Source organism: Pseudomonas sp. PGPR N4, assembly GCF_059693665.1.
Map to the genome: position 1 here is coordinate 1,328,741 of NZ_JCAUKV010000001.1, position 26,653 is coordinate 1,355,393.

The 26,653-nt window shown below is 60.5% G+C and carries 28 protein-coding genes and 1 pseudogene; 16 read left to right on the forward strand and 13 right to left on the reverse strand.

The genetic code is table 11. The features are described 5' to 3' along the window. Positions 1-53 precede the first annotated feature (53 nt). On the forward strand, positions 54-1,121 hold the full coding sequence (locus tag AC58X1_RS05960) for a phosphotransferase family protein (RefSeq protein ID WP_497428507.1): 1,068 nt from the start codon (positions 54-56) through the stop codon (positions 1,119-1,121). A 23-nt stretch (positions 1,122-1,144) separates the two neighbouring features. Then, on the forward strand, positions 1,145-1,912 hold the full coding sequence (locus AC58X1_RS05965) for an SDR family oxidoreductase (protein WP_497428508.1): 768 nt from the start codon (positions 1,145-1,147) through the stop codon (positions 1,910-1,912). Positions 1,913-1,921: 9 nt separating this feature from the next. On the opposite strand, the gene AC58X1_RS05970 is transcribed toward AC58X1_RS05965, so the two are convergent. Beyond that, positions 1,922-2,272, reverse strand: a complete 351-nt coding sequence (locus tag AC58X1_RS05970; RefSeq protein WP_101320737.1) for a hypothetical protein — start codon at positions 2,270-2,272, stop codon at positions 1,922-1,924. Between the two features lie 123 nt (positions 2,273-2,395). Here AC58X1_RS05970 and AC58X1_RS05975 point away from each other — a divergent pair, with 123 nt between their 5' ends. Then, positions 2,396-2,692: an RcnB family protein gene (locus tag AC58X1_RS05975; protein ID WP_497428772.1), complete on the forward strand. Its 297-nt coding sequence runs from the start codon at positions 2,396-2,398 to the stop codon at positions 2,690-2,692. A gap of 1 nt (position 2,693) precedes the next feature. On the opposite strand, the gene AC58X1_RS05980 is transcribed toward AC58X1_RS05975, so the two are convergent. Further along, positions 2,694-3,854, reverse strand: a complete 1,161-nt coding sequence (locus AC58X1_RS05980) for a GGDEF domain-containing protein (RefSeq protein WP_497428509.1) — start codon at positions 3,852-3,854, stop codon at positions 2,694-2,696. A gap of 244 nt (positions 3,855-4,098) precedes the next feature. Between AC58X1_RS05980 and AC58X1_RS05985 the strand changes: the two genes are divergently transcribed. The 3 genes from AC58X1_RS05985 (at position 4,099) to AC58X1_RS05995 (ending at position 8,043) form a co-directional block, all read left to right on the forward strand. Next, entirely contained in the window at positions 4,099-4,494 is a 396-nt protein-coding gene (locus AC58X1_RS05985) for a glycine zipper domain-containing protein (RefSeq protein WP_220633972.1), read from the forward strand. A 202-nt stretch (positions 4,495-4,696) separates the two neighbouring features. Continuing rightward, positions 4,697-6,526, forward strand: coding sequence for an SLC13 family permease (locus AC58X1_RS05990; protein ID WP_497428510.1), 1,830 nt, complete (start codon positions 4,697-4,699; stop codon positions 6,524-6,526). Between the two features lie 104 nt (positions 6,527-6,630). Beyond that, positions 6,631-8,043 carry a GGDEF domain-containing protein gene (locus tag AC58X1_RS05995; protein WP_497428511.1) on the forward strand — a complete coding sequence of 471 codons (1,413 nt, stop codon included), beginning with the start codon at positions 6,631-6,633 and terminating at the stop codon, positions 8,041-8,043. 545 nt (positions 8,044-8,588) lie between these two features. Here AC58X1_RS05995 and AC58X1_RS06000 read toward each other — a convergent pair. Both AC58X1_RS06000 and AC58X1_RS06005 read right to left on the reverse strand, forming a co-directional pair. Next, the gene (locus tag AC58X1_RS06000; RefSeq protein WP_150569955.1) at positions 8,589-8,942 is read right to left on the reverse strand and encodes an SH3 domain-containing protein; all 354 of its coding nucleotides are present in this window, start codon (positions 8,940-8,942) and stop codon (positions 8,589-8,591) included. Between the two features lie 64 nt (positions 8,943-9,006). Then, complete coding sequence (locus AC58X1_RS06005) at positions 9,007-9,498, reverse strand: GNAT family N-acetyltransferase (RefSeq protein WP_150569954.1); 492 nt, start codon at positions 9,496-9,498, stop codon at positions 9,007-9,009. Positions 9,499-9,624: 126 nt separating this feature from the next. Here AC58X1_RS06005 and AC58X1_RS06010 point away from each other — a divergent pair, with 126 nt between their 5' ends. Continuing rightward, positions 9,625-10,572: a LysR substrate-binding domain-containing protein gene (locus tag AC58X1_RS06010; RefSeq protein ID WP_497428512.1), complete on the forward strand. Its 948-nt coding sequence runs from the start codon at positions 9,625-9,627 to the stop codon at positions 10,570-10,572. 246 nt (positions 10,573-10,818) lie between these two features. Then, the gene (locus AC58X1_RS06015) at positions 10,819-11,022 is read left to right on the forward strand and encodes a hypothetical protein (RefSeq protein WP_224785525.1); all 204 of its coding nucleotides are present in this window, start codon (positions 10,819-10,821) and stop codon (positions 11,020-11,022) included. Between the two features lie 11 nt (positions 11,023-11,033). Here the strand turns inward: AC58X1_RS06015 and AC58X1_RS06020 are convergent, their stop codons facing one another. After that, the gene (locus tag AC58X1_RS06020; protein ID WP_101323060.1) at positions 11,034-11,348 is read right to left on the reverse strand and encodes a hypothetical protein; all 315 of its coding nucleotides are present in this window, start codon (positions 11,346-11,348) and stop codon (positions 11,034-11,036) included. Between AC58X1_RS06020 and AC58X1_RS06025 the strand changes: the two genes are divergently transcribed. From AC58X1_RS06025 to AC58X1_RS06040, 4 genes are all read left to right on the forward strand, one after another. Beyond that, the gene (locus AC58X1_RS06025) at positions 11,335-11,601 is read left to right on the forward strand and encodes a hypothetical protein (protein WP_497428792.1); all 267 of its coding nucleotides are present in this window, start codon (positions 11,335-11,337) and stop codon (positions 11,599-11,601) included. The two genes, AC58X1_RS06020 and AC58X1_RS06025, sit on opposite strands and share 14 nt — an antisense overlap. A gap of 105 nt (positions 11,602-11,706) precedes the next feature. Further along, a complete protein-coding gene (locus AC58X1_RS06030) occupies positions 11,707-12,042 on the forward strand; it encodes a hypothetical protein (RefSeq protein WP_150569952.1) in 336 nt (111 codons plus the stop codon). Positions 12,043-12,257: 215 nt separating this feature from the next. Next, positions 12,258-13,499 carry a DUF1835 domain-containing protein gene (locus AC58X1_RS06035; protein WP_497428513.1) on the forward strand — a complete coding sequence of 414 codons (1,242 nt, stop codon included), beginning with the start codon at positions 12,258-12,260 and terminating at the stop codon, positions 13,497-13,499. A 190-nt stretch (positions 13,500-13,689) separates the two neighbouring features. Further along, entirely contained in the window at positions 13,690-14,025 is a 336-nt protein-coding gene (locus AC58X1_RS06040; RefSeq protein WP_150572300.1) for a hypothetical protein, read from the forward strand. Here AC58X1_RS06040 and AC58X1_RS06045 read toward each other — a convergent pair. After that, positions 14,015-15,619, reverse strand: coding sequence for an ATP-binding response regulator (locus tag AC58X1_RS06045; protein WP_178080831.1), 1,605 nt, complete (start codon positions 15,617-15,619; stop codon positions 14,015-14,017). The two genes, AC58X1_RS06040 and AC58X1_RS06045, sit on opposite strands and share 11 nt — an antisense overlap. Positions 15,620-15,742: 123 nt before the next feature. Here AC58X1_RS06045 and AC58X1_RS06050 point away from each other — a divergent pair, with 123 nt between their 5' ends. Then, positions 15,743-16,345: a LuxR C-terminal-related transcriptional regulator gene (locus AC58X1_RS06050; protein WP_101320763.1), complete on the forward strand. Its 603-nt coding sequence runs from the start codon at positions 15,743-15,745 to the stop codon at positions 16,343-16,345. Between the two features lie 21 nt (positions 16,346-16,366). Here the strand turns inward: AC58X1_RS06050 and AC58X1_RS06055 are convergent, their stop codons facing one another. From AC58X1_RS06055 to AC58X1_RS06070, 4 genes are all read right to left on the reverse strand, one after another. Continuing rightward, positions 16,367-17,965: a histidine kinase famiy protein gene (locus AC58X1_RS06055; protein ID WP_497428514.1), complete on the reverse strand. Its 1,599-nt coding sequence runs from the start codon at positions 17,963-17,965 to the stop codon at positions 16,367-16,369. A gap of 153 nt (positions 17,966-18,118) precedes the next feature. Continuing rightward, entirely contained in the window at positions 18,119-20,605 is a 2,487-nt protein-coding gene (locus tag AC58X1_RS06060; RefSeq protein WP_497428515.1) for a TonB-dependent siderophore receptor, read from the reverse strand. A 116-nt stretch (positions 20,606-20,721) separates the two neighbouring features. Beyond that, positions 20,722-21,681 (reverse strand): FecR domain-containing protein, encoded by a 960-nt coding sequence (locus tag AC58X1_RS06065; protein WP_497428516.1) that lies wholly within the window; start codon positions 21,679-21,681, stop codon positions 20,722-20,724. Next, complete coding sequence (locus tag AC58X1_RS06070; protein ID WP_101320772.1) at positions 21,665-22,183, reverse strand: sigma-70 family RNA polymerase sigma factor; 519 nt, start codon at positions 22,181-22,183, stop codon at positions 21,665-21,667. Before AC58X1_RS06070 ends, AC58X1_RS06065 begins: the two co-directional genes overlap by 17 nt. A 237-nt stretch (positions 22,184-22,420) precedes the next feature. Here AC58X1_RS06070 and AC58X1_RS06075 point away from each other — a divergent pair, with 237 nt between their 5' ends. Next, a complete protein-coding gene (locus AC58X1_RS06075) occupies positions 22,421-23,038 on the forward strand; it encodes a glutathione S-transferase family protein (protein WP_497428517.1) in 618 nt (205 codons plus the stop codon). A gap of 227 nt (positions 23,039-23,265) precedes the next feature. Here AC58X1_RS06075 and AC58X1_RS06080 read toward each other — a convergent pair whose 3' ends face one another. Both AC58X1_RS06080 and arfB read right to left on the reverse strand, forming a co-directional pair. Continuing rightward, the gene (locus tag AC58X1_RS06080) at positions 23,266-23,883 is read right to left on the reverse strand and encodes a hypothetical protein (RefSeq protein WP_497428518.1); all 618 of its coding nucleotides are present in this window, start codon (positions 23,881-23,883) and stop codon (positions 23,266-23,268) included. 93 nt (positions 23,884-23,976) lie between these two features. Beyond that, positions 23,977-24,390 carry an alternative ribosome rescue aminoacyl-tRNA hydrolase ArfB gene (gene arfB / locus AC58X1_RS06085; RefSeq protein ID WP_181106836.1) on the reverse strand — a complete coding sequence of 138 codons (414 nt, stop codon included), beginning with the start codon at positions 24,388-24,390 and terminating at the stop codon, positions 23,977-23,979. A 116-nt stretch (positions 24,391-24,506) separates the two neighbouring features. On the opposite strand from arfB, the gene AC58X1_RS06090 reads away from it, so the two are divergent. Then, positions 24,507-25,238, forward strand: a complete 732-nt coding sequence (locus AC58X1_RS06090; RefSeq protein WP_497428519.1) for a LexA family protein — start codon at positions 24,507-24,509, stop codon at positions 25,236-25,238. 314 nt (positions 25,239-25,552) lie between these two features. Further along, positions 25,553-26,185: a polysaccharide lyase family 7 protein gene (locus AC58X1_RS06095; RefSeq protein ID WP_150569947.1), complete on the forward strand. Its 633-nt coding sequence runs from the start codon at positions 25,553-25,555 to the stop codon at positions 26,183-26,185. A gap of 169 nt (positions 26,186-26,354) precedes the next feature. Here AC58X1_RS06095 and AC58X1_RS06100 read toward each other — a convergent pair. Then, positions 26,355-26,651: pseudogene (locus tag AC58X1_RS06100) on the reverse strand (transposase); the annotation flags it as partial. Between the last annotated feature and the right edge of the window lie 2 nt (positions 26,652-26,653).

Below are 26,653 nucleotides of genomic sequence, written 5' to 3' on the forward strand. Positions count from 1 at the left end.
GCGGGCCGATTAGATTAGCCAATAATCCTCGATACCGAGAATAAGGACCACGCATGACGCTGACTGACCAGTCCACCCAGGTACGCCCCGGCGAAGAACTCGATGCCAGCGTCATCGATCCCTATCTCAAAGCTCATCTGCCTGGCCTGGAAGGCGTGCCGCTGATCAGTCAGTTCCCGGGCGGCGCCTCCAATCTGACCTACCTGGTCAGCTACCCACAGCGTGAGTTCGTGTTGCGGCGTCCGCCCTTTGGCGCCAAAGCCAAGTCAGCGCACGACATGGCCCGTGAGTTTCGTATCCTCAATCAGCTCAACAGCGGTTTTCCTTACTGCCCCAAGGCGTACCTGCACTGCACCGACGAAAGCCTGATCGGCAGCGAGTTCTACCTGATGGACCGGGTCGAAGGGATCATCCTGCGCTCGGACATCCCGCTGGAGCTGGGCCTCGATGCCCAGCGCACCGAAGCCCTGTGCAAAAGCTTCATCGACCGTTTGGTGCAATTGCATCAAGTCGATTACCGCGCCTGCGGCCTGGCTGACCTGGGCAAACCCGAGGGTTACGTGCAGCGCCAGATCGAGGGCTGGATCAGCCGCTATGAGCAGGCCGCCACCCCGGATGCACCGCGCTGGCAGCAGGTCATGGACTGGCTGCGGGCAAAGATGCCAGCCGACCACCCGCGCTCAGCCATCGTGCACAACGACTACCGCTTCGACAACGTCATCCTCGACGCAGCCAACCCGATGCAGATCATCGGCGTTCTGGACTGGGAGATGACCACCCTCGGTGACCCGTTGATGGACCTGGGCAACAGCCTGGCTTACTGGATCGAGGCCGACGACCCCGCCCCCATGCAACTGATGCGGCGCCAGCCAAGCAACGCTCCGGGCATGCTCAGCCGGGCGCAGTTCGTTGCCTACTACGCCGAGCGCGCCGGCATCCGCATCGACAACTTCGACTTCTACTATTGTTATGGACTGTTCCGCCTCGCAGGGATCGTCCAGCAGATCTATTACCGCTTCCACCACGGCCAGACGCAGGACAAACGCTTCGCGCAGTTCATTCACATGAACCGCCTGCTTGAGCAGATGGCGCTGCAAGTGATCGGCAAGTCCGCACTTTGACCACACACAACAAGGGACACACCATGGCCAAGACGCAACTGTTCGACCTCGACGGCAAGATTGCCTTCGTTTCCGGCGCCAGCCGCGGCATCGGCGAAGCCATCGCCCACCTGCTGGCAGAGCAAGGCGCGCATGTGATTGTCTCCAGCCGCAAGCTCGACGGCTGTCAGCAGGTCGCCGACGCGATCATCGCAGCCGGCGGCAAAGCAACTGCAGTGGCCTGCCATATCGGTGAGCTGGAACAGATCCAACAGGTGTTTGCCGGCATTCGCGATCAGTTCGGCAGGCTCGACATCCTGGTCAACAATGCGGCCACCAACCCGCAGTTCTGCAACGTGCTGGACACCGACCCGGGCGCCTTTCAGAAAACCGTCGACGTCAACATTCGCGGTTACTTCTTCATGTCTGTAGAGGCCGGCAAACTGATGCGTGAGCACGGTGGTGGCAGCATCATCAACGTGGCCTCGATCAACGGCGTGTCCCCGGGGCTGTTCCAGGGCATCTACTCGGTGACCAAGGCCGCGGTGATCAACATGACCAAGGTGTTCGCCAAGGAGTGCGCGCAGTTCGGCATCCGCTGCAACGCCTTGCTGCCAGGCCTGACCGATACCAAGTTCGCCTCGGCACTGGTCAAGAATGACGCCATCCTCAACGTCGCCCTGCAGCAGATACCGCTCAAGCGTGTGGCGGCGCCCAGCGAGATGGCCGGCGCAGTGTTGTACCTGGCGAGCGACGCCTCGAGCTACACTACCGGCACCCTGCTCAATGTCGACGGTGGTTTCCTGTCCTGAGCCGGCCGGTTACAGGCAGGTCGCCGCAGCAGCCCGGCGGCGCAGTGCGGTGGTGTCGGCTTTTTGCGCGTAATAGTCGACGCGTGTGCCACCGTCTTGCGGATAGATGTCGGCAAACGACTCTGCCTCACGGGTATAAACCGTCAAGCCGCCACTCTTGCGCGGCTGCAGGTAACCACTGGCGTCGACCCCAAACACTGCCTCATCCTGCCAACTGAACTGGATGCATTGGGCAACCAGTTCTGCAGCCTTTTGCGATTTCAGCTGTGCAGTCGGCGCAGTGCCGCGCGCGGCATCCATGGTCGACGAGGCACACCCGAGCAGCATCAATGCTGCGGCCATCGGCACAATTGCACGCATGTTTCATCCTCGTAGGCAAAAAAGAACGCGACTCTAGCATTTGCGTGCCTGCACAAGTGAATTCTCGACGCTCAGCTGTTGTCGCATTAACACACCTATTGCATTTGGAGACTGTGCATGAAAATGCGCCCACTGCTGTCCGCCCTGCTGTTCACCGCCACCCTGCCTTGCCTGCCATTGGCTGCCACTGCAGCCGAAAGCAACGTCGAGAGCGTCAAGGCGCCGGAGTCTCACGACCGCGAACTGAAGGTCGGTGACAAGGCCCCGGATCAATACAAACGCGATGATGCCGCCGTGGTTGACTGGAAAGCCAACGGCCTGCCAGCGCCGGAAAAAGAAAGCCACTGGGTAAAAATGGGCAATCGCTTCGTGCTGGTGCAGATCACCAACGGCGTCGTGCTGGCCATTCACTCGAAGTGATCTAGCAGGGGCCTGGCACTGCTGCCATGTGCACAGTATTGCGCCCATCCGCCTTGGCTTGATACAGCGCCGCATCCGCTCGCCCGAGCAGCGCTGCCGCACTGTCATCAGGCCCGGGCACTGCGCACCACAGGCCGACGCTGAAGCGCAGCTCGATAGTGTCGTCAGCGAACTGCGCCGGGCTTTGTGCGATGGCCTGGCGCAAGCCCTGCAGTGCCGCCATCGCGCCCTCACGCTCGGTATGTGGCAACAGCAGCAGGAATTCCTCCCCGCCATAACGTCCCAGGCTGTCAGCCGCACGCAGGCGCCGTTGTAGCTGGCGAACGCAGTGGCACAGCACCTCATCCCCAGCCAGGTGGCCATACAGATCGTTGATCCGTTTGAAGTGATCGATATCGATCATCGCCACGGCCAGGTGACTGCCCTCATCACGTGCGCGCTCCAGCTCTTGGTCGAAACGCTGGAGGATGGCCCGCCGGTTGTAAGTGCCGGTCAGCACATCGTGCAGCGCCATGTGCTGCAAGCGCGACTCGCTGCGCTCTTTGGCCATCAGCACCAGGCCGAGCGAATACATCATCACCGTTACCGTGCCGATCGCCACCGATACTGTCTGCTTGAGGTTGCTAATGTCGTAGCGCATATCGGCTGCCTCCCCAGCCAGCACCGCGATAACCCGCATGCCCAGGCCTACCAGGCTTATAGAAGCGCCGATCACCAACAGCAGATGCGCCCGACCGGGACGTTCGGCATGACGTCGCGCCCAATGCAGCAACAGCCCGCATTGAGCCATGAGCACTACGGTGGCCAGCAGCATGCGCGGCTCGAGCGTCTCCAGCAGAAGCATCAGCCCACCTAACATGCCTAACGGAATGATGAAAATAACTCGCCACGGTACTTTCAGTTCACGCACCCGAAACAAGCTTGCCGAGTAGAACGCCAACGCCAGCGACAGCAGGCTGTTGCCCAAGGCATAGCTGACCCACAGCGGGGCCTGGGCATACAGCGTGTAGCAGATGTATGCGAGGGCGTGCGCGAGCAGGCCGCAGCCAGTCAGCAGCAGGTTGTCACGGCGATTGTTTTGACCCACCAGCAACAGACAGAACGCCATGATGGTGGCGACCAGCGCGACGGCGGCGAACAGTGTAGGTGTATGGGCGATCATCGTGTTTAACCAGGCGGCGGGTGGCCGTCTCACTGCGGCCTGCAAACCAGTCTAGGGCGCCCCGCGCAAACCGGCCATGACCGAACGGGACAGATCAGCAGCCATCAAGCCCGAGCGTTCCATCGAGTGACAAAAAATCCATTGTCGAAGAAACCAAATCGATCGAACCCGGTCCTACTGAGTACCCCGTAATCCCTTACGGATCAATGACCTGACTTAGCCACTTGTTTCGAGGTTCACCATTATGCGTCTGACTCTGCCTTCTCTCGCCTTGGGTCTGTTGCTGAGCCAAAGCGCTTTTGCCGGTGACGGCACTGCAGCTATCGGCGGCGGCCTCGGCGGCGTGCTCGGTAATGTGGTCGGTCAACAGATGGGGGGCCGCACCGGCGCAGCTATCGGCGCGGGCCTGGGCGGCGCAGCTGGTAGCGCCGTCGGCGCGCGCAAAGGCAATCGCACCGAGGCAGCGCTGGGCGGCGGCCTGGGTTCGGCAGGTGGCTCGCTGGTCGGTGGCGCCCTCGGCGGCTCGACCGGTTCGACCGTCGGCGCTGGCGTGGGCGGCGCAGCGGGTGGCGCTTTGGGTAATCACATGGGCGACAACGGCGGCAGCAAGAAGAAGCACAAGCGCCGCCATCGCCACTGATTGCAATCTCAGAACGCCGGGGCCACGTTGTAGCCCCGGCAATCGCAAGCCGCCCCACCCTCACAACGCTTAGGCTGCTGCCGCACTGCACCAATGCAGCGCGTCAAAAACCTGCATCACATCAACACCCCCATCACGCCAAACTGCCACACTGACTGCTACTGTCTTGTGTGCCCCCTGCGTGAAGGATCACTTCCTCGTCATGAACCCTGAGCTACTCATGGTGCTCGGCCTGCTGGCCGCGGTTATCCTGTTATTCATCCTCAACCGCCCACGCATGGACGTGGTTGCGTTGCTGGTCATCGTATTTCTGCCGCTGTCCGGCATCCTCACTGTAGAGCAAGCCCTGGCCGGCTTCAGCGATCCTAACGTGGTCCTTATCGCGGCGCTGTTCGTCATCGGCGAAGGCCTGGTACGCACCGGCATTGCCTACCGCATCGGTGAATGGATGAGCGCCCGCGCAGGCAACAGCGAAGCGCGTCTGCTGGTCTTGCTGATGGTTTCGGTAGCCGGCCTGGGTTCGGTGATGAGCTCGACTGGAGTCGTCGCTATCTTTATCCCGGTGGTGCTAAGCATTGCCGCGCGGCTTGGCCTGGCACCCAGCCGACTGATGATGCCGTTGAGCTTTGCCGGTTTGATCAGCGGCATGCTCAGCCTGGTTGCCACGCCGCCCAACGTGGTTGTACACAGCGAGCTGGTGCGTCATGGCGAGCAGGGCTTCGGCTTTTTCAGTTTCACCCCGTTCGGCCTGGTAGTGCTGGTGCTGGGCATCGGCTACATGCTGCTGACCCGACGCTGGCTCAACGGCGAAGTACGCAAGGATGGCCGCACCGAAAGCCGCCGCACCTTGCTCGACCTGGTGCTCGACTACAAGCTCAATGGCCGCGAACGGCGCTTGCGCATTCGCCCTGACTCACCGCTGGTGGGGCATACCCTGGGTGAACTGGAATTACGCACCCGCCACGGCGCGAACGTGATCGGTATCGAGCGCCAGCACAAGTTCACCACCCGGGTGATCAGCGCCGACTCCAACAGCGTTTTGCAACAAGGCGATGTGCTGCTGCTCGATCTGTTTGCCAACCGCGATGATCTGCGCAATCTGTGCCAATCGATGCGCCTTGAGCCGCTGCACTTCAAGGCGGCCTACTTCATCGATCAGTCGCAGGAACTGGGCATGGCCGAAGTGTCGCTGCCACCTGGCTCGCAGCTGATCGGCAAAAGCATTCTTGAGCTGACCTTCCGCAGCCGCTACGACCTCAACGTAGTCGGTCTGCGCCGCGAACAGGCCGCCATCGACGAGCAACTGGTGGAAGAAAAACTGCGCCAAGGCGATACCTTGCTGGTGGTCGGTCCCTGGAAGGCCGTGCGTCAGCTGCAAAGCCAGCCCAAGGATTTTCTGGTGCTGAGCCTGCCTGCCGAGATCGATCAGGTGGCGCCGGCACGAAGCCGCGCGCCATACGCCTTGATCAGCCTGGCGGTGATGGTTGGCTTGATGGTCAGCGGGCTGGTCCCCAACGTCATCGCCGCGCTGATCGGCTGCCTGCTGATGGGCGCCGGGCGCTGCATCGACATGAACAGCGCCTACCGCGCGATCCACTGGCAGAGCCTGGTGCTGATCGTCGGCATGTTGCCATTTGCCTTGGCCCTGCAGCAGACCGGCGGCATCGATCTGGCGGTCGGCGGCCTGGTCAGCCTGCTCGGCAATGCCGGGCCCAGCGCCATTCTTGCCTGCCTGTTCGCCGTGACTGCGATTATCGGCCTGTTCATCTCCAACACCGCCACCGCAGTGCTGATGGCGCCAGTGGCGATCAGCACCGCCCATCAACTGGGCATGTCGCCCTACCCGTTCGCCATGACTGTTGCACTGGCAGCCTCGGCGGCGTTCATGACGCCGGTGTCTTCACCGGTCAACACCTTGGTCCTGGGGCCTGGCCAATACCGCTTTGCTGACTTCGTCAAAGTGGGGGTGCCGTTCACCTTGCTGGTGATGCTGGTAACTGTGGTGATGGTGCCGTGGTTCTTTGGGCTCTAGTGAGGCAATTTGACAGCAGGCGGGCTGGCGAAACACACTGACACTAATTACCCAGGTGCCTGCAGTCGTTGTCCTGGATCCGTCTATGCCAGCCGGTAGAACCCATGGTGTTTCCAGCACGCTCGCAGCTCTTGCCTTATTTTGTCCTGTTCAGCCTGACCCTGGTCATTACCCTTGGCGGCGTTCTCGCCCGCCCGATCGAGTCGTTGTCGCTGTTCTGGCCGGTCAACGCAGTGCTGGCAGGCGTCCTGCTGCGCTATCCCCGCCAGGCGACTCCACTTGGCTTCGCCCTGGTGTGGCTGGCCATGGTGGCTGCCGACCTGGCCTGCGGGAGTAATTGGCAACCGGCGCTGTGGTTCAACCTGTGCAATCTGAGCGTGATCGTTACGGTTTGGCTGCTGCTGGTCCGCTTGCCGCGCCAGCATCGGCGTATGCGCAGCCCTCAGGGCGTGCTTTGCGTGTTTGCCGCGTGCGCCGCTGGCGCCATGGTGGCGGCAAGCATGGCCTGCCTGATGTCGTCACCGTGGTTTCAGGAATCGATGCGCGCAACCTGGCTGGCCTGGTTCAGCGAACAGTTTTCCACCTGCATATTGATCGTGCCGGCCCTGCTGACCGCGCCCTCGCGGGGCGTGTTGCTGCATGGCGGCGGCAAGCCCGTTCGCCTGGCACCGCTGCTGGTGCTGATGGGTTCGTTGGCATTGAGCATCGTATTTGGCGGCCCTGGCGCGATTGCGTTCCCGATCGCCGCCTTGCTCTGGTGTGCCTGGACTTACTCCCCCTTCCTTGTGTCACTACTGGCGCTGATGGCGGGTAGCAGCTTGATCGTCGCCGTGGCGCAAAACCTCATGCACTTCAGCGTGCCGCAGAGCGTGTCGGGGGTGACCACGCTGATGTCGGCACGGCTGGGCATCGCCATGCTGGTACTGGGCCCTCTGGTAGTGGCCTGCGTGAGCAATGCCAACCGGAGCCTGCTGGCGCGGCTTGAACATCAGGCAACTATCGATCATCTGACCGGCGCCCTCACCCGCAGCGCCTTCACGCGTTTGGCCAATGCCCTGCTCGACAGCCGCCAGCAGCTTGATCAGGCCATGCCGCTGACCTTGATGATGCTCGATATCGATCACTTCAAAAGCATCAATGACCGCCATGGCCACGGTGTCGGCGACCAAGTGCTGCGCACCTTCGCCCACGCCCTGCAAGAGCAGCTGCGCGATGGCGAGCTGTTTGCCCGGTTGGGTGGCGAAGAGTTCGTCGTGGTCTTGCCCGGGCTTGCGCCCAAGCATGCCCAGTTCACTGCCGAACGCCTGCGCCGGGCAGTGCAGGACCTACACCTGAACCACGCCGACCCGCGCCTGCAGATGACCGTCAGCATCGGTTTGGCAGGTTGTGCCGAGGGCGGCCCATCGCCTGCGCTGGACGCGCTGCTGGTATGCGCCGACAAGGCGCTGTATCGCGCCAAGGCACGTGGCCGCAATTGCGTCGAGCTCGCCGAACAGACGCTACAGCAGACCGTCTGAATCCAGGCCGATAATCGCTGCTCAAATTCTGCTCAATCTAACGCAGGCCGCTAACCACCTTACCTGCAGCGATTTATCCACAGACCTACCCACGTTTTCTGTGGACAGTTTTCCCAAGACAAAGAACGACTTATCGCACATACGACAACGCCGAGTCGGCTTGTAGGCCACTCGGCTATGGGTAGTTGCACAAGGGTGAGCGCCGCAGCTCTGGCCCGCCTGGGGAAGCAGCGGGCCGGCAGCGGGGTATCGCCGGTCAAGGCGGCGGAATGGTGCCCAAAAGGCCGATACAGATTGTCAGCAGCAGAAAACCACCGAGGAACAGCGCAAGCTTGCCCATTGGAACCTCTACAGTGTGAACACGAATTGGCGTAGCTGGCCCGGGGCGGACCATCGCGGCACAAGTAGCTTGGCGTGCAACGGTCAGTCGACTGGGCTTGTGAGGTATTTTCCGCCTTCGGCTGATACGGTTACAGATGCAGGTTCGCGGAAAAAAAGCAGATCAGATGAGGCCGGCAGCTGGCCGCAGGCACCTTTTCAAAGCGTCACTCCAGCAGTTGCAGCTTCTCGAGAGGCAGCCAGCCCAACTCACCATTGCCAGCACGGCGGCACCACAACCAGCCGTTCATGGGCAGCAGGGCGAGCACTTGCTGCCCCGGATCAACATCCAGCTCATGCGCCGAGTAGTGCTCCAGCGCCCTGCCCTGGGCGACGCCAACCCGCTCGATAAGCTGCGCCGGGATCCAGCCAGGCTCCTGCCCGGCGCAGGTGCACAGGTACCAGTCCAGCCAGCTCTCGTTACCCTCGTAACGCTGGCCGATCTCGAGCAGATCGCCCTTGGCGACCCGGATGGGTCGCGGGTATCCGGATCGATGCGCTTGGATAACAACGTACTTCACTTGCCTCTCCCTGGCTGAGTGTGCGTCGGGCCAACGTTGGCGCGCCGGAAATCATATAACTGCCTTACAACGCCATGACCATCTCGTGCCAGCTCATGCCACCGTGATCGGAGGGTGATGGCTGCACATAGCGATAGCCGAGTTTTTCGTACAGGGCGACGTGGCGTTGCTTGCACATCAGATGGATCGTCGCCTTGCCCCGCGCGCGCATCTGCTCGACGAAGTGCGCCATCAGCAGCCCGGCAAAGCCGCGCCCCTGCAGCGCCGGGTCTACCACCACCGACATGATCACCACATTGGCAGCGCGCGGATCATGCCCGACCAGCTCCTTGAAGGCCTCATCGGACATCACCACCTGCTCGGCGCAACCGCTGTTGATGAAACCAGCAATCTCGCCATCCAGTTCCAGAATCAGAAAGCCCTCTGGATACTGCTCGATGCGCATGGCTATCTTTTCCCGAGTGGCCGCCTCATCGCCCTCGTAGGCGCTGGTTTCGATCTGGTAGCAGCGCTCCACATCCTGCAAGCTGGCCTGGCGCAAGGTTGGCGTGGTCATCAAACTGTCCCCCGTTTCGGTAAAGCCCGCCATGCTAGCGCAACTGCCGGCGAACTTGTTGCTCGCGGGACAGACTGACGCCAGAATCAGCCGATCAGCCCACACGCGCCGCAGGAAGCCGCCCCCATGAGCACCGCCAAGCGACGCACCGCGCCCAGCGTGATCAATCATCTGGTTGCCTTTGAGGCCGCTGCCCGGCTGGGCAGCTTTCGCGCGGCAGGCGAGGCGTTGAGCGTCACCCAAGGCGCAGTCGCCCAGCAGGTACGCACGCTGGAAGAGAAGCTCGGCATGGCCCTGTTCGAACGCCTGCCACGCGGCCTGTGCACAACGCCCCAGGGCCGCGAGTACCTGCTGCGAGTGCAGCAGGCATTGCACATCATCGAAGACGCCACCACCGAGCTCCTCGCTCAAGGTGCCCCAGACGATCCCCACCAGGTGGTGCTCAGCACCACGCCAGCCTTTGCCAGCCGCTGGTTGATCCCACGACTGGGCCGGCTGGCGGCAGCACATCCGCAGATCGCGCTGATGATCGATGCCTCCGACAGTACCCGGCAACTGACCGGCAAAGGCGCGGTGGACATGGCCGTGCGTTGGGGCACTGCCCCTTTCGCGGGCTGTCACGCGCGTCACCTGCTGGCGGGCCAGGCTCTGCCCGTGTGCGCGCCGTCACTACGTAACGCGGGTGACTGGCAGGTACCTAGCGATCTGGCCAGTGCACCGCTGGTTTCCGACAGCCACAACAACTGGAAGCGCTGGTTCGATCACTACGGCCAGCCAGGCACCCGGTTTACCGGCCCAGCGTTCTCGCAAACCATTCTGGCGATAGAGGCTGCCGAGCAAGGCATGGGCATCGCCTTGGTGCCAGCACTGCTGGTAGCCAACGCCCTGCAGGCTGGCACGCTGGTACTGGCCTTGGCGGGCCATGAGTTACCCACCAGTGCGGGCTTCTACATACTTACGGGGGAAGCTGCGGCCGTTGGTTCGGCAGCCGCGCTGGTCACCCAATGGCTAGAGCAGGAGGCCGCCGAGCCGGGTCAATTGCAACAGGTCATTTCACGCCAGCCGCGCAGCTAGGCGGCTATAGGTGCAGTAACAAATTATTTCAGAGCGCAGACAAAAACTTTGGAAACACTGCACCGCTTGGCCTGTGAGTGCATTGAATACAAACGCTTCGAAATATCGGCACACACCCATCGTAGGACGGCTCTGATCTGCTTGTAGGATTAAGCCTACAGCAGTGCAATACCTGTACGAAAACGCAGTTCCGGCTCCCAGAGTGAGCTGATACGGTCGGCTCATTCCTACAACGGCAGGGACGCCATGAGCCAGAGAATCGAGATGGAAAACTACGACCAGTCCGCCCTAGCACTGCAGAAAAACCTACTCACCCTGCGTCAGCAGCGCGATCGTCAGCGCGCAGTCGGCAACCACACCGAAGCTGATCATCTGGACAAGCTGATTACCGGCATCGAGCAGACCTTCGCCCAGTTGCAGGACACGTTCAAGCCGACGACCCTGCAATGATCTGAGCCGCCTCAGGCGTCGAATTTCTGCCGCACGACCCAGCTCAATGCCCAGCCGGCGAATGCGTAGAACGCGTCTAGATAAACCAGGCCTTTGTAGTTGGGCAGCAGCCCACCCTGTGCCAGCAGTTCGGCCATATCCGGCGTCGGCGGGCTCAGCAGGTAGTAGGCGTTGGGCAACAATGCCAACGCCAGCAGGATCAGATACGTCACGCCTTTGAACAATGACTCTCGCTCGGGCGATTGTGCGGCCAGGCGCATCCCGAAAAAGGCGACCACGCCCGCTACTGGCAAGACCCACAGATGGGATGGCATGCTGAAGAAGATCTCTGCAGCCAGACTGCGTGATTCCACGGTTGAAGCTCCTTGTCAGAATGGGCAGGGCTTTTGCGGCGGCTGCATGACCGCCAAAAGGCCGGGATTGTTACAAGCGCGCAGACCAATTGCAAAGTCCGTACTGACTGAACGCGACCGCTCTTCCCCCTTCGACGAGAAGTACTACGACGGCTTGGGCACCTTTGCCTCAGGTTCCTGCGGCGAACCCCGCAATGCGGTGGTCAATGCCAAGTGGCGCTTCTGACAGTGACGCGGGAATGAAGACAGCCAACTGCAGAACGTCGAGGTGTTCTGGTAAAGTGCCGCCGCCCAATATTTGGATTCGGGCTCTAGTCCATGGAGTAGTAACGTGAAGTCATTCAGCAAAGTCATCGCTTCTGCAGTACTGGGTCTCGCTCTGGCAGGTTGCACCGGCACCGCCATGAAAACTCAGCAGTACGACAGCAGCCAGTACACCATTGTTGGCCACAGCGAAGCCAGTGCCACCGGCCTGATGCTGTTCGGCTTGATCCCGATTCGCCAGAACAGCCGCTTCGTACGCGCGCAAGATTACGCCATCAAGGCCAAGGGCGGCGATGCGATGATCAACACCCAGGTACAAGAGAGCTGGTTCTGGGCATGGGTTCTGAATGGCTACACCACCACCGTTTCCGGTGATGTGATCAAGCTGAAGACTGCTCAGTAAGTAGCGTCTTGCTTGATAAAGCCCGGTTCGCCGGGCTTTCTTATGTGTGCCAGCACGCGATCAGGCTTTACCTCCGTGACGCCTGGCCGTTACAGTCGATGCCTGGGCGTGTGCTGCGCCTGCGGTCCGCGCGAAGGGGTTTCCCAGGCATGCGTTGTACATTGCCCATTCCAGCTCCCGGCTTGTCGGCGGACCGAGCCCTGTAAGGAGTTGGCATGCCCACCATTAATGCTTCCCGCCATCATGGTCTTGTTGACCTGCCCTCGCTGCGCAAACGCGCAAAGCAGTTGCTCAAAGCCCTCAAGAACAACCAAGCCGAAGATACCCGCGTGCAGTTGCGCGCAATCGGTGTGCCTGGCCCTGAGTACAAGCTCGCCGACACTCAGTGGCTGGTAGCGCGTGAAACGGGTTTCTCCAGTTGGCCAAAGTTGATTGCACATGCCGACAGCGTCGCCTTCGCCGCACGTCATCCGGACTTTGCTGCGACCAATGAAGCCACCGTTCAGCACTGGCGCTGCGGCAACGATATCGAGCACAGCCTGCGAGTCGCTGGCTTCACGGGCACATTTCATATGTTCGATGATCCGATGGTCATGGGCCCTGTTCCGGCCCTGCCTGACGACGATTACTGGCAAGTGCGTGCAGCGTTCATTCAGCAGACATTCGGCTTATCGCCACGTGATGCCCAGCAACGCCAAGCCTCACAACGCCATGCCCTCGCGCAACTTGGCCACGATAGTGAATTGGTGCTGTGGTGCGAGGGCGATGCCTATGATCAGTTGTTTCTGATTCGGCTCCTGGCGAGTTTGGCTACGCTGCCGCGCAGGCTGGAACTGATCGAGATCAACCGCGTGCCGGGCGTTGAGCGTTTCATTGGGCTGGGCCAGCTGGCGCCGGATGTGCTTGCATGGCTCTGGCCACAGCGGCGAGCACTGGCTGCAAATGCCTTGGCGCTGGCACGGGAGGCATGGGCGGCCTATACCTCAGCCGACCCTGGCAACTGGGCGCGGATGGCAGGCCAGGTGCATCCGGCATTGCCGCTGCTCGGGCCCGCGTTGGCCAGGCAACTCCAGGAACTCCCGGGCGCCTCGGATGGCTTGAGTCTGACCCAGCGTCTGACCCTGCGGATACTGGCAGATCACGGAGCGTTGCCTGCCGGCAAAGTCTTCGCTCATTTGAACAAGGACTATGAACCTCTGCCCTTTCTGGGGGATTTGATGTTCGCTACGCTGTTGCGCCCGCTCATCGATGCGCCGCAGCCACTGGTGCAGGAACAGCCGGGCGGTGAGTGGCAGCACGGTCTTGTTCGAATCACCGACCTGGGTGAGCGCGTATTACGAGGCACCGTGAACTGGCTCGACTGTGCCCCAGCCGAGCGCTGGGTTGGCGGCGTGCAGATCGTTGCTGAGCAAAAGCCATGGGTCGTCAGTGAACACGGGGACGTCTGGCGGCGTTGATTCAGTGATCAACGCGCTCCTTTTACCGCAGCCCTAAAGTGCCACTAGCACACTTGTGCTAATCGACCCCGCACCCACCTGGCGCTATATTCGCCAGCAACCCCAATGCTCCCCGCCAGCACGGCGAATTCGCCGTGCAAGGGATCGTTGCGCAAAAAAAAAACCAAAACATCCCCAAGGAAGAAGCGCCATGAAACTGCACGCTCCAGTCACCCGCCTCGCCCTGCTCGGCGCCCTGATGATCGGCGTTGCCGGTTGCAGCCATATGAAACCCACCGAAGACCATCTCAAAACGCTCTCGGAAACCAATATCGGTGAGACGGTCAAGCGCGTTTCCAATGTGCGCAGTGACTCCATGACCACGTATTACATCGCCAGCACCGCTGCCGGTGACTACAACTGCTCCGTGCCCAGCGGTGCCAGTGGCGGAATGTTCGCCGTGGCCAGCTTCGGCATGATGAAACCCGCCGCCTACTGCCAGCCCAAAGGCGCCCGCGGTAATGGGTTGACCCCGTTCAACCAGTAAGCGGCCCCTGACTGAGCTCGCGCAGAGCGCCCCGTAGTTCAGCGGGGCGCACTGGCTTGGACAGAATGGCGATCTGCCGATCGTGCAGGGCTGCCTGGATCCGCTCGAGATCATGCCCGGTCAGAATCAGCGCTGGCACCGCCACGCCGCGCTGCGCGCGCAGGTGGTCGATGCATTCGATACCGGTGGCGTGGTTGCCCAGGTCATAGTCGGCAACGATGATGTCGCAATCGCTGACCAGATCATGCCCGCTCGACTCCGCCTGCACCTTGCAGCCCCAGCGCTCCAGCAATGCCTGGGTGGCGAGCAGCACGTTGTGGTCATCTTCCACCAGGCACACTTTCAAACCGGTCAACAGCCCCGCCTGACGTGGATCGTCGCGCACAACGAGTTGCTCCGGCGCGGTCGCCAGCGGCAAGCCGCTGAGGCTGACCGAAGTGCCACGGCCCACCCGCGAGCGCAGCATCACGTCCATGCCCATCAACAGCCCCAGGCGCTTGACGATAGACAAGCCCAGACCGACCCCTTCAACGTCTTTATCGCGCAGCTGGCGAACGCGATAGAACTCCTCGAACACCCGCGACAGATGCTCCTCGGCAATCCCCTGCCCTTGGTCGTGGATCTCCACCACCAGCCCGCCGTGGCGCCGGCGCACGCCGACCAGTACAGGGCGCTGGCGGCCGTACTTCAAGCAGTTGGAGAGCACGTTCTGCACCATGGTCGCCAACAGTGCCGGGTCAACCCTCACCCAGTGTTTGCATGGCCGCAGGCGCAATTCGACCCCGGCCCAACGGGCGGCTTCGGCATTCTGGCGGAGTAACTCGGCGAGCAACTCGCCCAGGTGAACTTCCTGGTACTTGGGCAGCAAGCGGCCGTTGTCCAGGGTGTAGAGATCGAGAATGGAGCGGAACAATTGCGAGACGTTCAACAGCGACCGGTCGATGTTGTCCACCAGCCGCCGCTCCTCTTCGCCCAGGCGCGCCTCACGCAGGCAGGCGGTGAACAGGCCGATGGAGTGAATGGGTTGGCGCAGATCATGGCTGGCCTGGGCCAGAAAGCGCGACTTTTCCAGGTTGGCGGCGATGGCCTCTTCGGAGGCCTTGCGCGTGCGCTCCAGCAGCAGGTGGGCGTAGACCGGAATCACCGTACTGGTGATCATCAGCATCAGCATCATGAACGGCTGCGCCTGCCACAACGGATTCAGCCCGTACACGACCAGCAGCGCCAGCAAGCCAAGGACGGTGGCAATCGCCAGATAGCGCGAACCATAGCGCATGCCGTTGCCCAGGTTGACCCAGACCATCACCGCATACAGCGGCAACGCCGCCTCGCCGCCGATCACCAGGCCGAACGAGGTGCCGGTATAGTCGTGAATCATCCCGAAAACCCGCCGCGCCGGGTAATGCCCGGGCCAGCGCGCGATGACCTGACGAAGTACGATCGAGGCCAGCAGGAACACCACGATATAGAGCATCACCGGCACGTAGTGCGCCACCGACTGCCCTGGCAAGAAGCCCAGCACACCGATGTACACCATGGCGCAAAGGGCTACCACAATACGCAGGTTGGCTTGATCCAGTTCAGCGTCTTTCATGAACTTCACGGGCAACGTCCTTGTACGGTCATCGTCATGCTGGCACGCCGAGCAAGCAGGCCCTGAGCAGAGTGTTAAAGTACCACGCAGGCGCAACACCTGACCCCCAGGGAGGGGCACTCCATGACATGCCGCATCATCATCGCTGACGACCACCCCATGTTTCGCGAGGGGATGCTGCGCACGGTGCAACGCTTGCTGCCCGAGGCTCAGGTAGAGCAGGCCGGCGATCTGGACACAGTGCTGAACATGCTCGAACGCGACAGCGACGTGGACACGCTGATCCTCGACCTGCGCTTCCCCGGCCTGACCTGCATCAGCCAACTGGGTGAGCTGCGCAAGCAGCTGCGGCGTACCACATTGATCGTGGTGTCGATGGTCGATGACCCGCTGTTGATCGAACAGGTGATGGCGATGGGAGCCGATGGCTTCATCGGCAAGAACATCGCGCCCGAGGAGATCGGCCAGGCGCTGCTCGCCATCCGCGAAGGCGAGGTGCTGGTCAAGTTCGCACCTTCAGGGCTATTACCTCTGGACACCAACACCCTGACTACGCGCCAGCAGGAAGTGTTGCGGCTGATCGCTCAAGGCAAGACCAACAAGGAAATCGCCAAGGCCCTGGATATTTCGCCGTTTACCGTGCGCATCCATGTATCCGGATTGCTGCGAACCCTCAACGTGCCATCGCGGGCAGCGGCAGCCGTCAAATACAGCGCATCCTTGTAAGTCAGCGCTGCCGGGACACTGTTACACGCCGCCCGGTGAATCCAGCACCATCCTCACCTTGCGGCCAAGTTCCTGCGGTAAGTACGGTTTGGATATCACTTCAAATTCAGAACCGCCAATGTCAGTTCGCTCGATCGAGCTCTCGGCATAGCCAGTGGTCAGCAGCACCTTCATCGACGGATGCTGCAACTGCACCTTGCGCGCCAGCGTCACGCCATTGATGCCGCCCGGCATGATCAGGTCAGTGAACAGCAGGTCGAAGTGCAGCCCCTTCTCCAGGATCATCAACGCATCCTTGGCATCTTTGGCCACCTGGGTCTCATAGCCCTGCTCTTCGAGGATCACCTGGGCCAGCTCGGCAACATCGGCGCGGTCTTCCACGATCAGGATGCGCTCATCACCGGTTTTGGACTTGAGCAGGCTCGCGCGCTCCAAGGGGTGCAGCTCGCTGGCATCGGCGGGGAAGTAAAAGCGCACGGTAGTCCCTACGCCCTCTTCCGAGTAGATCTTGACTGCCCCACCGGACTGCTTGGCAAAGCCATACACCATCGACAGCCCAAGTCCAGTGCCCTTGCCCTCGTCCTTGGTGGTAAAGAACGGGTCCATCGCTCGACCGCGCACGGCCTCGGGCATGCCCTCACCGTTGTCGGTGACCGAGACACAGACGTAATGTCCCGCATGCAGCCCTTCATAAGACGCTCGCGCATCTTCGGTCACGATGACGTTCTTGGTTTCAATATTGAGTGCCTGGCGCTCATCTCCAGCCATGGCATCGCGCGCATTGATGATGACGTTGAGCAAGGCGATCTGCGCCTGAGCCGGATCGATACGGCAGTTGTGCAATTCGTCATCCAGGCTGAGCGATACAGAGACACCATCGCCCAACGTCTGGTTGATCAACACCTGTGCGTCAGCGACGATCTGATTGATATTGATCACCCGCCCCTGCAGCGATTGTTTGCGCGAGAAGGCCAGCAATTGCTTGGTCAACGTATTGGCCCTTTCCACCGCCTGGGTGGCATGGGTCAGGCCCCTGACGATCCTGGCCAGATCGGGCTGCTCCTTCTCGGCAGCCGACTTGGCCAACGAGACATAACCACCGATGACCTGCAGCAGGTTGTTGAAATCGTGCGCGATGCCGCCGGTCAGCTGCCCCAATGCCTCCATCTTCTGCGACTGGCGCAATGCATCTTCCACATCTCGACGCCGGCTGACGTCCAGCTGGGATGCGAAAAAGTATTTGAGCTCACCGCTGTCGTTATAGATCGGCGAGATGAATAGCGCATTCCAGAACGAACTGCCGTCTTTACGGTAGTTCAGCACCTCGGTGGAAAAGTCATAGCGCTGAGCGACGGCCTGGCGGATCGCAGAGATCACGTCCTGATCCGTATCCTTGCCCTGCAGGAACCGACAGTTGTGGCCGATCAACTCATCTTCGCCATAACCGGTCATTTCCTGAAAAGCCTGGTTGGCAAAGATGATCGGATTGTCCGGCTGATTGGGGTCCGTGACGATCATCGGCATGCGCGTGCTTTCGACCGCGGCGAAGAAAATGTCCTTCGGATGGCCCATGACTTCAGCAGTGAATCGATTGTCTACTCTAATCCCACTGGTCGGCACTGCGGAGTCCTCTGCGAAGGTGCGCTGGGGTCTGCAAATTGTCGAGACCCAATGATGACGGGGGATGCAGGGCAGCGCGCCCAGATCCAAGGCATTGCGCTTGGATCATTGGGCAGCAGCAAAGGTTCGCAGATTTTTCGATTCAGCTCGCTGTCACCAATCGTAAGTCATTTCCACAGATGCAACCCGCTCCTGCCCGTAGTAGCAGCCAAACGCATAGTTGCAGTCCGAAATGAACTCGCGGTCAAACACGTTCTGCACGTTCAGGCTGGTACGCAAACCGCGCAGGCCGGCATCCAGCCCGCCCAGGTCGTAGCTGATGGTGGCGTCATAAACCACATAGGCAGGCACGTCGAACGAGTTGGCCGAGTCCCCCGGCTTGCGTCCGGTGTAGCGAGCGCCGGCACCGAAGGTCAGGCCAGCGAGCGTTGCCTGAGTGAAGTGATAATCGACCCACAACGAGGCCGACACCGGCGCCGTTGCCTCACTGCGGTTGCCCTCATCGCCGTAGGTGCTTTTGGTATAGAACGCGTCGATGTAGGTGGCGGCGGCCATCACATCAACATTGTCGAGGCTGGACTTGGCTTCCAGTTCGATACCCCGGGCGCGCACTTCACCACTTTGCGTCGAGTATTGCGGGTACTGGGTGTCGCCCGTCAGCACGTTCTTCTGTTTGACCTGAAACACCGACGCGGTAATCAGCGTCTTGTCGAAGGGCTGGTACTTCACCCCCACTTCGTACTGCTCACCCTCGGTTGGCGTAAAGGCTTTGCCACCGCGCTCGGGGGCGGCGGTGCCCAGGGTCGGCAGGAACGACTCGGAGTAGCTGACATAGGGCGCCAGGCCGAACTCGGTGACATACGTCAGACCGACTCGTCCGGTGAACTTGTTGTCCCGCTGCGACGCTACGGTGTGGGCGAGCAGGTCCTTGTTGTCGATTTCCGCCCAGTCCTGGCGACCGCCAATGGTCAGGACCCATTGGTCGAAGCGGATCTGGTCCTGCAGGTACACGCCGGTCTGGCGTAGGGTGTTGTCCCATTGGGTGTCGAGCACCGGGGTTACGCTGGAGCTGTCGTAGTTGTTCTTGCCATACAGATCGACCGGCAACACGTTGTAGGCGTTATAGCCATCGTACTTGCGAGTGAAGTGACGATAATCGACGCCGGTCAGCACGGTGTGCTCAAGCGCACCGGTGTTGAAGGTGTATTCCAGGTTGTTATCGATGGTGTAGGCAATGTTGTGCTGGCGCCAGTCGAGTTTGACTCGATTGGCCCGGGTCTGATCAACCACCCCGGCCGCATCGGTGACGAAGCTGCGCAGATAAAAGCCCTTGTACTGGTCACGCACGTCGGTGTAGCGCGCGGTGGAGCGGTAAGTCAGGTCGTCACTCAGGTTGTGGCTGAAGTCATAGCCAAAAATATACTGGTCACGCTTGTAGTCGTTGTATCGCGAATCACCGGAAAAAAACTCCCGCTTGATCTTCTGCCCGGTCGGGCCACGGTCCAGTGAGCCGACCCGTGGCAACGATTGATAGTCGGCCTGGCCATCGTCGCGCTGGATCTGAGCCAATAGGGTTAACGAGGTGTCTTCAGTGGGTGTCCAGGTCAAGCTCGGCGCCAGCAACATTCGCTCGGAGTGGGTATGCGCGACCTGCTCATTGCCTTTCTTGGCAACGCCGACAAGGCGATAGCTGAATTCCTTTTGCTCGTCGAGCGGGCCGCTGGTATCGATTGCACCGTTGACCCGGTTATAGCTACCCGCGCCGAGCTTGATCTGGCTGCGCTGTTCGCTGGTGGGGCGTTTGGACACCAGGTTGATCAGGCCGCCCGGCTGGTTCTGCCCGAACAACACCGATGACGGCCCTTTGAGCACTTCGATGCGCTCCAGGGTATAGGGGTCGATCTGCGGCGCACCGCCGAGGCTACCGGCATAAGGTATGTAGGCACCGTCGAAATACAGCGGCGTCGGGGCGAAGCCGCGGCTGGTGATCTCGTCGGCGATCACGTTGCGATCGGTGAAGCCGCCGGTGGTCAAGCCCGGCGTGTAGCGCAGGGCCTGGGTCAGGTTGCGCGCGCCCTGCACGGCGACCTGATCGGCCGTCACCACGTTGATCGCCTGGGGGATTTCCAGAATCGGCGTATCGGTCTTGGTCGCGGTAGCGCTGCGCGTGGCGACATAGCCGTCGACCGGTCCGTAGGCCGACTCGATGGCCTCGCCGGAAATATTGGTAGCACCCAGTTGCATGGCGGCGCCCTGCTCACGCAGCAACAGCGAGTAGCTGCCGCTGGCCAAACGAACCGCTTGCAAGCGGGTACCGGCCAGCAGCTTCTGCAGCCCGGCATCAGTGCTGTAGCGGCCGCGCAAGCCGCTGGTCTGCTGCCCGGCAGCGTGGGCCGGATCGAACGAGACCGTCACGCCGGCAGCGGCCGCGAACTGAGTGAGCGCCGACCCCAGTGCGCCGGCGGGGATATCAAACCTGCTTTCAATGTTGGTCTGAGCCGACGCAGGCTGGGCAATCAGCGCGGTGCCGACTGGCAGAGACAGCGCCATCCCCAGCAGCGCGGCGTGCACCGCACGGTTCAGGGGTTTGACTGCAGGTTTGCTGAAGATTTCGCGCGATTGAGGTTTGCGGGGGATCATGCGGTTTCCTTGCGCCCGGTGGCAGTAGATGACGGCGTCTGTGTGCGCCTCTACCTTCCAAGTCGAACGAGAATAAAAATCAACAACCCCTGCGCTGGATTATTTTTACAACGGTTTCAAGCTGGCTCGACGCGCGTCCAATAACGGCTGAACCGACGCAGGCGCACGGGTAAGGTCGACGTCAGATTGTCGAGGATGACGTCGCTGTCACCGAGGTGGAAGGCACCTGAAATCCGCAGCTGAGCCACCGCCGACGCACAGCCCAGATGGCCCCAGCGATAGCGTTGTAATTCGCTAATGAAGTCGCCCAGGGACCAGTCCTCGATAACCAGCATGTTGCGCGTCCAGGCATCCAGCTGCGACGGGGACTGCTGCAGCGTACCGGCCTCGGTGCTGACGAAATCCAGTTGTTGACCGGCATTGACGCGTACCGCCGAACCTATGGCGCTTGCGCAGCGCACTTCAACCGAATGCTCCTGCACACTGACCCGAGTATGTTGCGAGCCGTAGCGCACCACGAAGCGAGTACCCAGGGCGCGGATGCTGCCCGAAGGGGTATGCACGATGAAGGGGCGCGCCTGCGCGTCCGGCGCCGTCTCGATCTGGATTTCACCGCTGAGCAGTTGTATTTCACGCACGCTCGCGCTGTAGTGAATGTCCAACGCAGTGGCGGTATTGAGCATCAGCAAGCTGCCGTCATCCAGGCGCAGCCGACGCCGCTCGCCGGTAACGGTACGCTGGTCGGCCATCAAGGTTGGCAGTGGCGTTGTGCTCCAGGCCAGCGTGCCAGCCCCGCCTGCGGCCAGCAAAAGCGAAAGGACCTTGAGCACCTCGCGACGTTTGGCCCGGGCACTGCTCAGCGTTGGCCGGCCTATGCCTGGTGTGACCTGGGCGAGCTTGTCCTGCAGTCGAGCCAGTCGCTCCCACGCCTGCACATGCCGCGGATCACGCTCCAGCCAACGCAGATGCGCTTCACGCAAGGCAGCATCGGGCGTTTCGGTGCGCAAGTCGACGTACCAGCGCGCGGCGGCCTCGAGTGTTGCGTGGTCAAGGGCTTGCTCACGCACGTTCGTCATCTGCCAGCAGCAGGCAATGAGTCAGAGCACGCACTGCGTGTTTCTTGACCGTGTTTACCGAGATGTTCAGGCGGCGGCCGATCTCGACATAGCTCAGCCCATCGAGCTGGGCCAGCAGAAAAATCTCGCGCGTGCGCCCACCCAGGCCGTCCAGCATGCGGTCGATTTCCATCAGGGTTTCGATGATCAGCGCGCGGGTTTCAGGCGAAATATCCAGCGGCTCGGGGCTGAGCGCGAGGGTTTCCAGGTAGGCCTGTTCCAGGTAGCGACGGCGGAACATGTCGATCATCAAACTGCGCGCGATGGTGCTCAAATAGGCGCGAGGCTCACGCAATTCGGTTGCCTTGCGCTGGGTGATTACCCGGATGAAGGTGTCCTGGGCGAGGTCCGCAGCGTTGTCGACACAGCCGAGGCGCTGGCGCAACCAACCGCAAAGCCACTGGTGATGGGTCTCGTAGAGTGACTGCACGGCGTTTTGCTGGGAGTAGTCGACAGAAGACATGAGAAGCGGCCTGGCCCAGGATCTGATAATGACTCTCATTTTGGCCAAGGGGTGTGGGGATGGCAATAGCCCGCTGCAGCGAGCGCATGTTTGGACCGCGGCGATCCTCTGCGTAACCGTCGGCACCGCAACTGTGAAACCTGTTCTGTGAACATAACCTCATCACGCGGTCAGTATGTATTCGGCAGCGCGGCTCTATTCATGCCCTCGCCACCACCATGACTGAGGATCACCATCATGATCACCCTGCATCACTTGAACGAATCGCGCTCCATTCGAACGCTCTGGCTGCTGGAAGAGATGGGCGTGCCTTACAAAACGGAGTTCTATACTCGTGATCGAGCAACCCATTTCGCCCCTGAGTCGCTGAAGGCCATTCATTCACTCGGCAAGTCGCCGGTGATCGAGCTCAACGGTAAGGTGGTTGCGGAGTCAGGTGCGATTACCGAGATTCTGATCGAACGTTACGCCCCGCACCTGGCGCCGGCGAGAGACAGCGATGAGTACGTCGAGTACCTGCAATGGCTGCACTTCTCTGAAAGCTCCGCCATGCTGCCGCCGCTGCTTCAGGTGTTCATGCAGCGCGAGACGGCCGAGCTGGTTTTCCTGCCGAGCTATGCCCAGGCCGAGGGCAAGAAGATCTTCGCTTATGTGGATGACCAGCTGGAGAACAAAGACTACCTGGTGGGCGGCAAACTGAGCGGCGCTGACTTCATGATGTACTTTGTGGCCGAGCTTATTCAGCGCTTTGACCGCAAGGGTGAATACCCGAACATCGGGAAGTATCTGCTCAATCTGAAAACGCTTGAGAGCTGGAAGAAGGCGCAGGCGATCGAGGCTAGCCACTACAGATAAAAAGGTCCGTAGTATCAGCTGAGGTCGGTCCGAGGCCGTCGCCTTGAAGCGCATCCCTTTCAAGGTGTTCTGAAATTGCACATGCTTCAAGATCGCTGGGGCCGCTGCGCGCCCCAGCGATCACAAGCGAGAGAAAAATCCAGAAAAATGCAGAGACCTTGAAAAGGATGGCCTTGAAGCGGGCATGTAAAAGCCTGACAACTTCGAGACCAGCAGCGCTCGTCAGCTTAGCGACTCCTTGGGTAGGCCGCTTTGGCAACAAGAACGACAGAGACGTCGTACATGATGTCGCCCCCTCTTGTTGTCTTGTAAATATTACAGAGCATTCTGCCCTCGCCCTTAGGTGGAATCACTCTGATAGCATCTGGACCTGTGGTTCTTTCCAGGCTCAACGGCGCGGCTGTCAACTCTCCCGCGTAAATCTCGGCAACCACGATATTTTTGGGAGTCGTCTTCTGCGACCGTTGCCTGACTCCCTGCCCCAGCCCCCTGAGCCTTCCGGCAATCAAACGAACGCACATGTCATCCAACTGCGTCTTGAGGGGTCTGGAGTCCCTGCTGGATGGCCATCGGACAAAATCACTCTTGACGCTCGTGACATCCTTTTTCAGCAAATTCTCACCCGCAGACGGCACGCCAGAAGCATCCGCAGCGAAAATATAGCTAACCGTCGCGGGATAAGCAGATGACAGCCGGCGCGGATCATTCTGGGCAAGGTGCTGTTTGATATAAGCCTGCGTATACCACCGCGCTTCAATCTTTACTCTCTTCTTGTCGGTAGCCGCGTGGGCGCTATTGGCAAAGACCAATGAAAGCACTGCGATGGCAATCAAGCTGAAATTCACGAGAGATCCTTTCTGTTTGTTGTGATGTGACGCGGCCGTTGGTTCAATCCTGCTATAGCAAAAGCTTCAGTGGCCTTGTTCCCGCCAGCAGTACTAGAAATCCACCTTGCCCCGACCTGACTTGATGGTGCTGCGCTTGGCTTTGCCTTCAAGGCGGCGGGTCTTCGAGCCCAGGGTCGGTTTGGTCGGGCGGCGTTTCTTCTCGGTCCTGCCGGCAGCAATGATCAGCTCGGCAAGCCGCGCCAAGGCGTCGGTGCGGTTCTGCTCCTGGGTGCGGTACTGCTGGCCCTTGATGATCAACACGCCTTCGCTGGTGATGCGGCTGTCACGCAGCGCCAACAGCCGCTCCTTGTAAAAGTCGGGCAGCGACGAGGCGCGGATATCGAAGCGCAGGTGCACAGCGCTGGACACCTTGTTGACGTTCTGGCCACCGGCGCCCTGAGCGCGGATGTAGGTCAGTTCGATGTCGGTATCCGGCAGATGCACAGTGTTGGAGATGGTCAGCATGAGATGGCCTTTGTGGTTGCGCGCATTATCACAGGGTTGGCGGCTCGCCCATAGCAGCACAGCAAACTCCCTGAAACAGTGCCGAAGTCGCCCTTCCCCAACGGAACGCGTTATAGATGATAACCCAAGCTATAGATAACAAAAACATAGGTTATTTGAAGCTTTATAACGCGTGTTTTACCCTAGGCGGTATGACCAAAGCCCCCGAAATGCTCAAAGATCGAATTCACCAACGCCGCACAGCCCTGGGCTTGAGCCAGCAGCAGCTCGCCGAAAGATCAGGGGTGAGCCAGGTCACTATTCAGCACTTGGAGAGCGGCCGAAACGCGACGTCGAAGAAGTTGCTGGAGATCGCGAGGGCGCTCGGCGTAACCGCGGAGTGGCTGGGCTCGGGGCAAGAGGCTCCACCGGCAAGGAGCAATGTGCAGTCGACGCACGTTCTGCCAGATTCATACCGGTATCCGGTGATCAGCTGGGTTGCTGCAGGCGCCTGGGCCGAAGCGGTAGAACCCTTCCCGCCTGGCTACTCGGACAGGTATGAAATGTCCGATTACGACTCGAAGGGCACTGCCTTCTGGCTTGAGGTCAAAGGTGACTCCATGACCTCCCCAGTAGGCACCAGCATCACTGAGGGCATGCTTATCCTGGTAGACCCGGAGGCTGAAGCGATTTCCGGAAAGCTGGTCATCGCCAAACTTTCCGACAGCAACGAGGCCACCTTCAAGAAGCTTGTAGAGGATGGAGGCCGCCGCTTCTTGAAGCCACTGAACCCTGCATACCCAGTAGAGCAGTGCATGGAGGGCTGTCGCATTGTCGGTGTGGTAGTGCGCGCCATGATCAAGCTTTAAGCGCTTACCCTCCCAAGGCCCAGCCATCGAGCTGGGCTTTTTTTCGCCTAGCGTATTTCGCCGCGCCCAGTTCTCAAGCATTGAGAACCTTCGGCACGAAGGGGTCCCGCGCGTAGCGGGATTCCATGGCGGAAATTATAACTTGCGTTATTGACATAAGGGAAACCTGAATTATCATCGATCAATAACACAAGTTATTTTTGGCTTCGCTAGCCATGACGCTCCGCCCAACCTGACGTGTCCACCTTGATGCACCCAGGCCATTACGTGTCTACAACGCGGCCTGGATTCCTACCTTGAACAAGGAGATCACCATGCACGCATTTGGCAACATCACCGCAAACGGCAAGGTCTATCTTTACCCAGCCGAGCTGCCCAGAGACCTGCTCTGGGTCGACCAGAATGGCCACACCAACTACTGGTGCTCGGTCCAGGCTGGCACCAGCGGCAGCTCAAAGAACCCACGCACCGAGGGCCGGCAAACGCTGCCAGGCACCGCTGTGTCTTTCAACTGGCTCCCGGGCAGCGCCAGGCACTCCATGTCCGGCCGGGTGCGGGTCGAGCAGGCGCCTTCCAGCGGCAAGGTCATCATCGGCCAGATCCACGCAGTCAATGCGCTCAACCCTTTTCTGATGGTGATCTGGTGGAATGGGTATGTGCGCATCGAGATTCGCGATGTGCCGCTCGGCGTCACCCGCACGCTGCTCAAGAAGCAGATGCCGCTGGGCCAAGTGTTCGATTACTGCATCCAGGTCGACGAACGCAGCCAGCTAACTGCCACGCTCGACGAGCTCAGCGCCAGCGCGCCGGTGAATTCGAAGTGGAGCAAGTACCCGTTCTACTTCAAGGCAGGTGCTTATGTGATCGATAACAAAGGCGATGCAAGCGAGGGCGGATGGGTGGTTTACGAGGCGCTCGACGTGATCGACGGAGTGCTGCCCGCTTGATCACAGGGCTGGGTTTGCATGCCCCAAAAACGTAAAAGGCCCTGACAAGTCAGGGCTCTCACAATCAGAGGCATCATACCCAACGATCCGCGCTACAGCGGTCGCCTGTCATGGTGGCCATTATTGTGCCACTATCTCCACTTCATTTAACCGTCATTCAATCGCTGTACTAGCCTCTGTACGAAAAGAGATGTCGCAAACACCGCGGGGAACAAGCCAGCGAGACCATAGCGGCATAGCTTTTCGCGAGCTTGTCGAAGCGCGTCACCATGCGTCGGTTCTCTTTCAGCCAGCCAAACATGCGCTCGATGATGTTGCGCTGTCGGTACTTGGGCCGATCAAACAGCCTTGGTAAGCCAGGCTTGGGTTTGCGCTTCATCGAGCGCAGCGGGATGACGGGTTGTATTCGATATCGGTCGCAATAACGGCGTAGCGCTTCTGCATCGTAGCCCTTGTCGGCAAGCAACC

Excerpts from the sequence above, each read along its gene's own strand:
- AC58X1_RS05960 (WP_497428507.1), top strand. The coding sequence starts at position 54 with ATGACGCTGACTGACCAGTCCACCCAGGTACGCCCCGGCGAAGAACTC.
- AC58X1_RS05965 (WP_497428508.1), top strand. The coding sequence starts at position 1,145 with ATGGCCAAGACGCAACTGTTCGACCTCGACGGCAAGATTGCCTTCGTT.
- AC58X1_RS05970 (WP_101320737.1), bottom strand. The coding sequence starts at position 2,272 with ATGCGTGCAATTGTGCCGATGGCCGCAGCATTGATGCTGCTCGGGTGT.
- AC58X1_RS05975 (WP_497428772.1), top strand. The coding sequence starts at position 2,396 with ATGCGCCCACTGCTGTCCGCCCTGCTGTTCACCGCCACCCTGCCTTGC.
- AC58X1_RS05980 (WP_497428509.1), bottom strand. The coding sequence starts at position 3,854 with ATGATCGCCCATACACCTACACTGTTCGCCGCCGTCGCGCTGGTCGCC.
- AC58X1_RS05985 (WP_220633972.1), top strand. The coding sequence starts at position 4,099 with ATGCGTCTGACTCTGCCTTCTCTCGCCTTGGGTCTGTTGCTGAGCCAA.
- AC58X1_RS05990 (WP_497428510.1), top strand. The coding sequence starts at position 4,697 with ATGAACCCTGAGCTACTCATGGTGCTCGGCCTGCTGGCCGCGGTTATC.
- AC58X1_RS05995 (WP_497428511.1), top strand. The coding sequence starts at position 6,631 with ATGGTGTTTCCAGCACGCTCGCAGCTCTTGCCTTATTTTGTCCTGTTC.
- AC58X1_RS06005 (WP_150569954.1), bottom strand. The coding sequence starts at position 9,498 with ATGACCACGCCAACCTTGCGCCAGGCCAGCTTGCAGGATGTGGAGCGC.
- AC58X1_RS06010 (WP_497428512.1), top strand. The coding sequence starts at position 9,625 with ATGAGCACCGCCAAGCGACGCACCGCGCCCAGCGTGATCAATCATCTG.
- AC58X1_RS06015 (WP_224785525.1), top strand. The coding sequence starts at position 10,819 with ATGAGCCAGAGAATCGAGATGGAAAACTACGACCAGTCCGCCCTAGCA.
- AC58X1_RS06025 (WP_497428792.1), top strand. The coding sequence starts at position 11,335 with ATGCTGAAGAAGATCTCTGCAGCCAGACTGCGTGATTCCACGGTTGAA.
- AC58X1_RS06035 (WP_497428513.1), top strand. The coding sequence starts at position 12,258 with ATGCCCACCATTAATGCTTCCCGCCATCATGGTCTTGTTGACCTGCCC.
- AC58X1_RS06040 (WP_150572300.1), top strand. The coding sequence starts at position 13,690 with ATGAAACTGCACGCTCCAGTCACCCGCCTCGCCCTGCTCGGCGCCCTG.
- AC58X1_RS06045 (WP_178080831.1), bottom strand. The coding sequence starts at position 15,619 with ATGAAAGACGCTGAACTGGATCAAGCCAACCTGCGTATTGTGGTAGCC.
- AC58X1_RS06050 (WP_101320763.1), top strand. The coding sequence starts at position 15,743 with ATGACATGCCGCATCATCATCGCTGACGACCACCCCATGTTTCGCGAG.
- AC58X1_RS06060 (WP_497428515.1), bottom strand. The coding sequence starts at position 20,605 with ATGATCCCCCGCAAACCTCAATCGCGCGAAATCTTCAGCAAACCTGCA.
- AC58X1_RS06065 (WP_497428516.1), bottom strand. The coding sequence starts at position 21,681 with ATGACGAACGTGCGTGAGCAAGCCCTTGACCACGCAACACTCGAGGCC.
- AC58X1_RS06070 (WP_101320772.1), bottom strand. The coding sequence starts at position 22,183 with ATGTCTTCTGTCGACTACTCCCAGCAAAACGCCGTGCAGTCACTCTAC.
- AC58X1_RS06075 (WP_497428517.1), top strand. The coding sequence starts at position 22,421 with ATGATCACCCTGCATCACTTGAACGAATCGCGCTCCATTCGAACGCTC.
- arfB (WP_181106836.1), bottom strand. The coding sequence starts at position 24,390 with ATGCTGACCATCTCCAACACTGTGCATCTGCCGGATACCGACATCGAA.
- AC58X1_RS06090 (WP_497428519.1), top strand. The coding sequence starts at position 24,507 with ATGATAACCCAAGCTATAGATAACAAAAACATAGGTTATTTGAAGCTT.
- AC58X1_RS06095 (WP_150569947.1), top strand. The coding sequence starts at position 25,553 with ATGCACGCATTTGGCAACATCACCGCAAACGGCAAGGTCTATCTTTAC.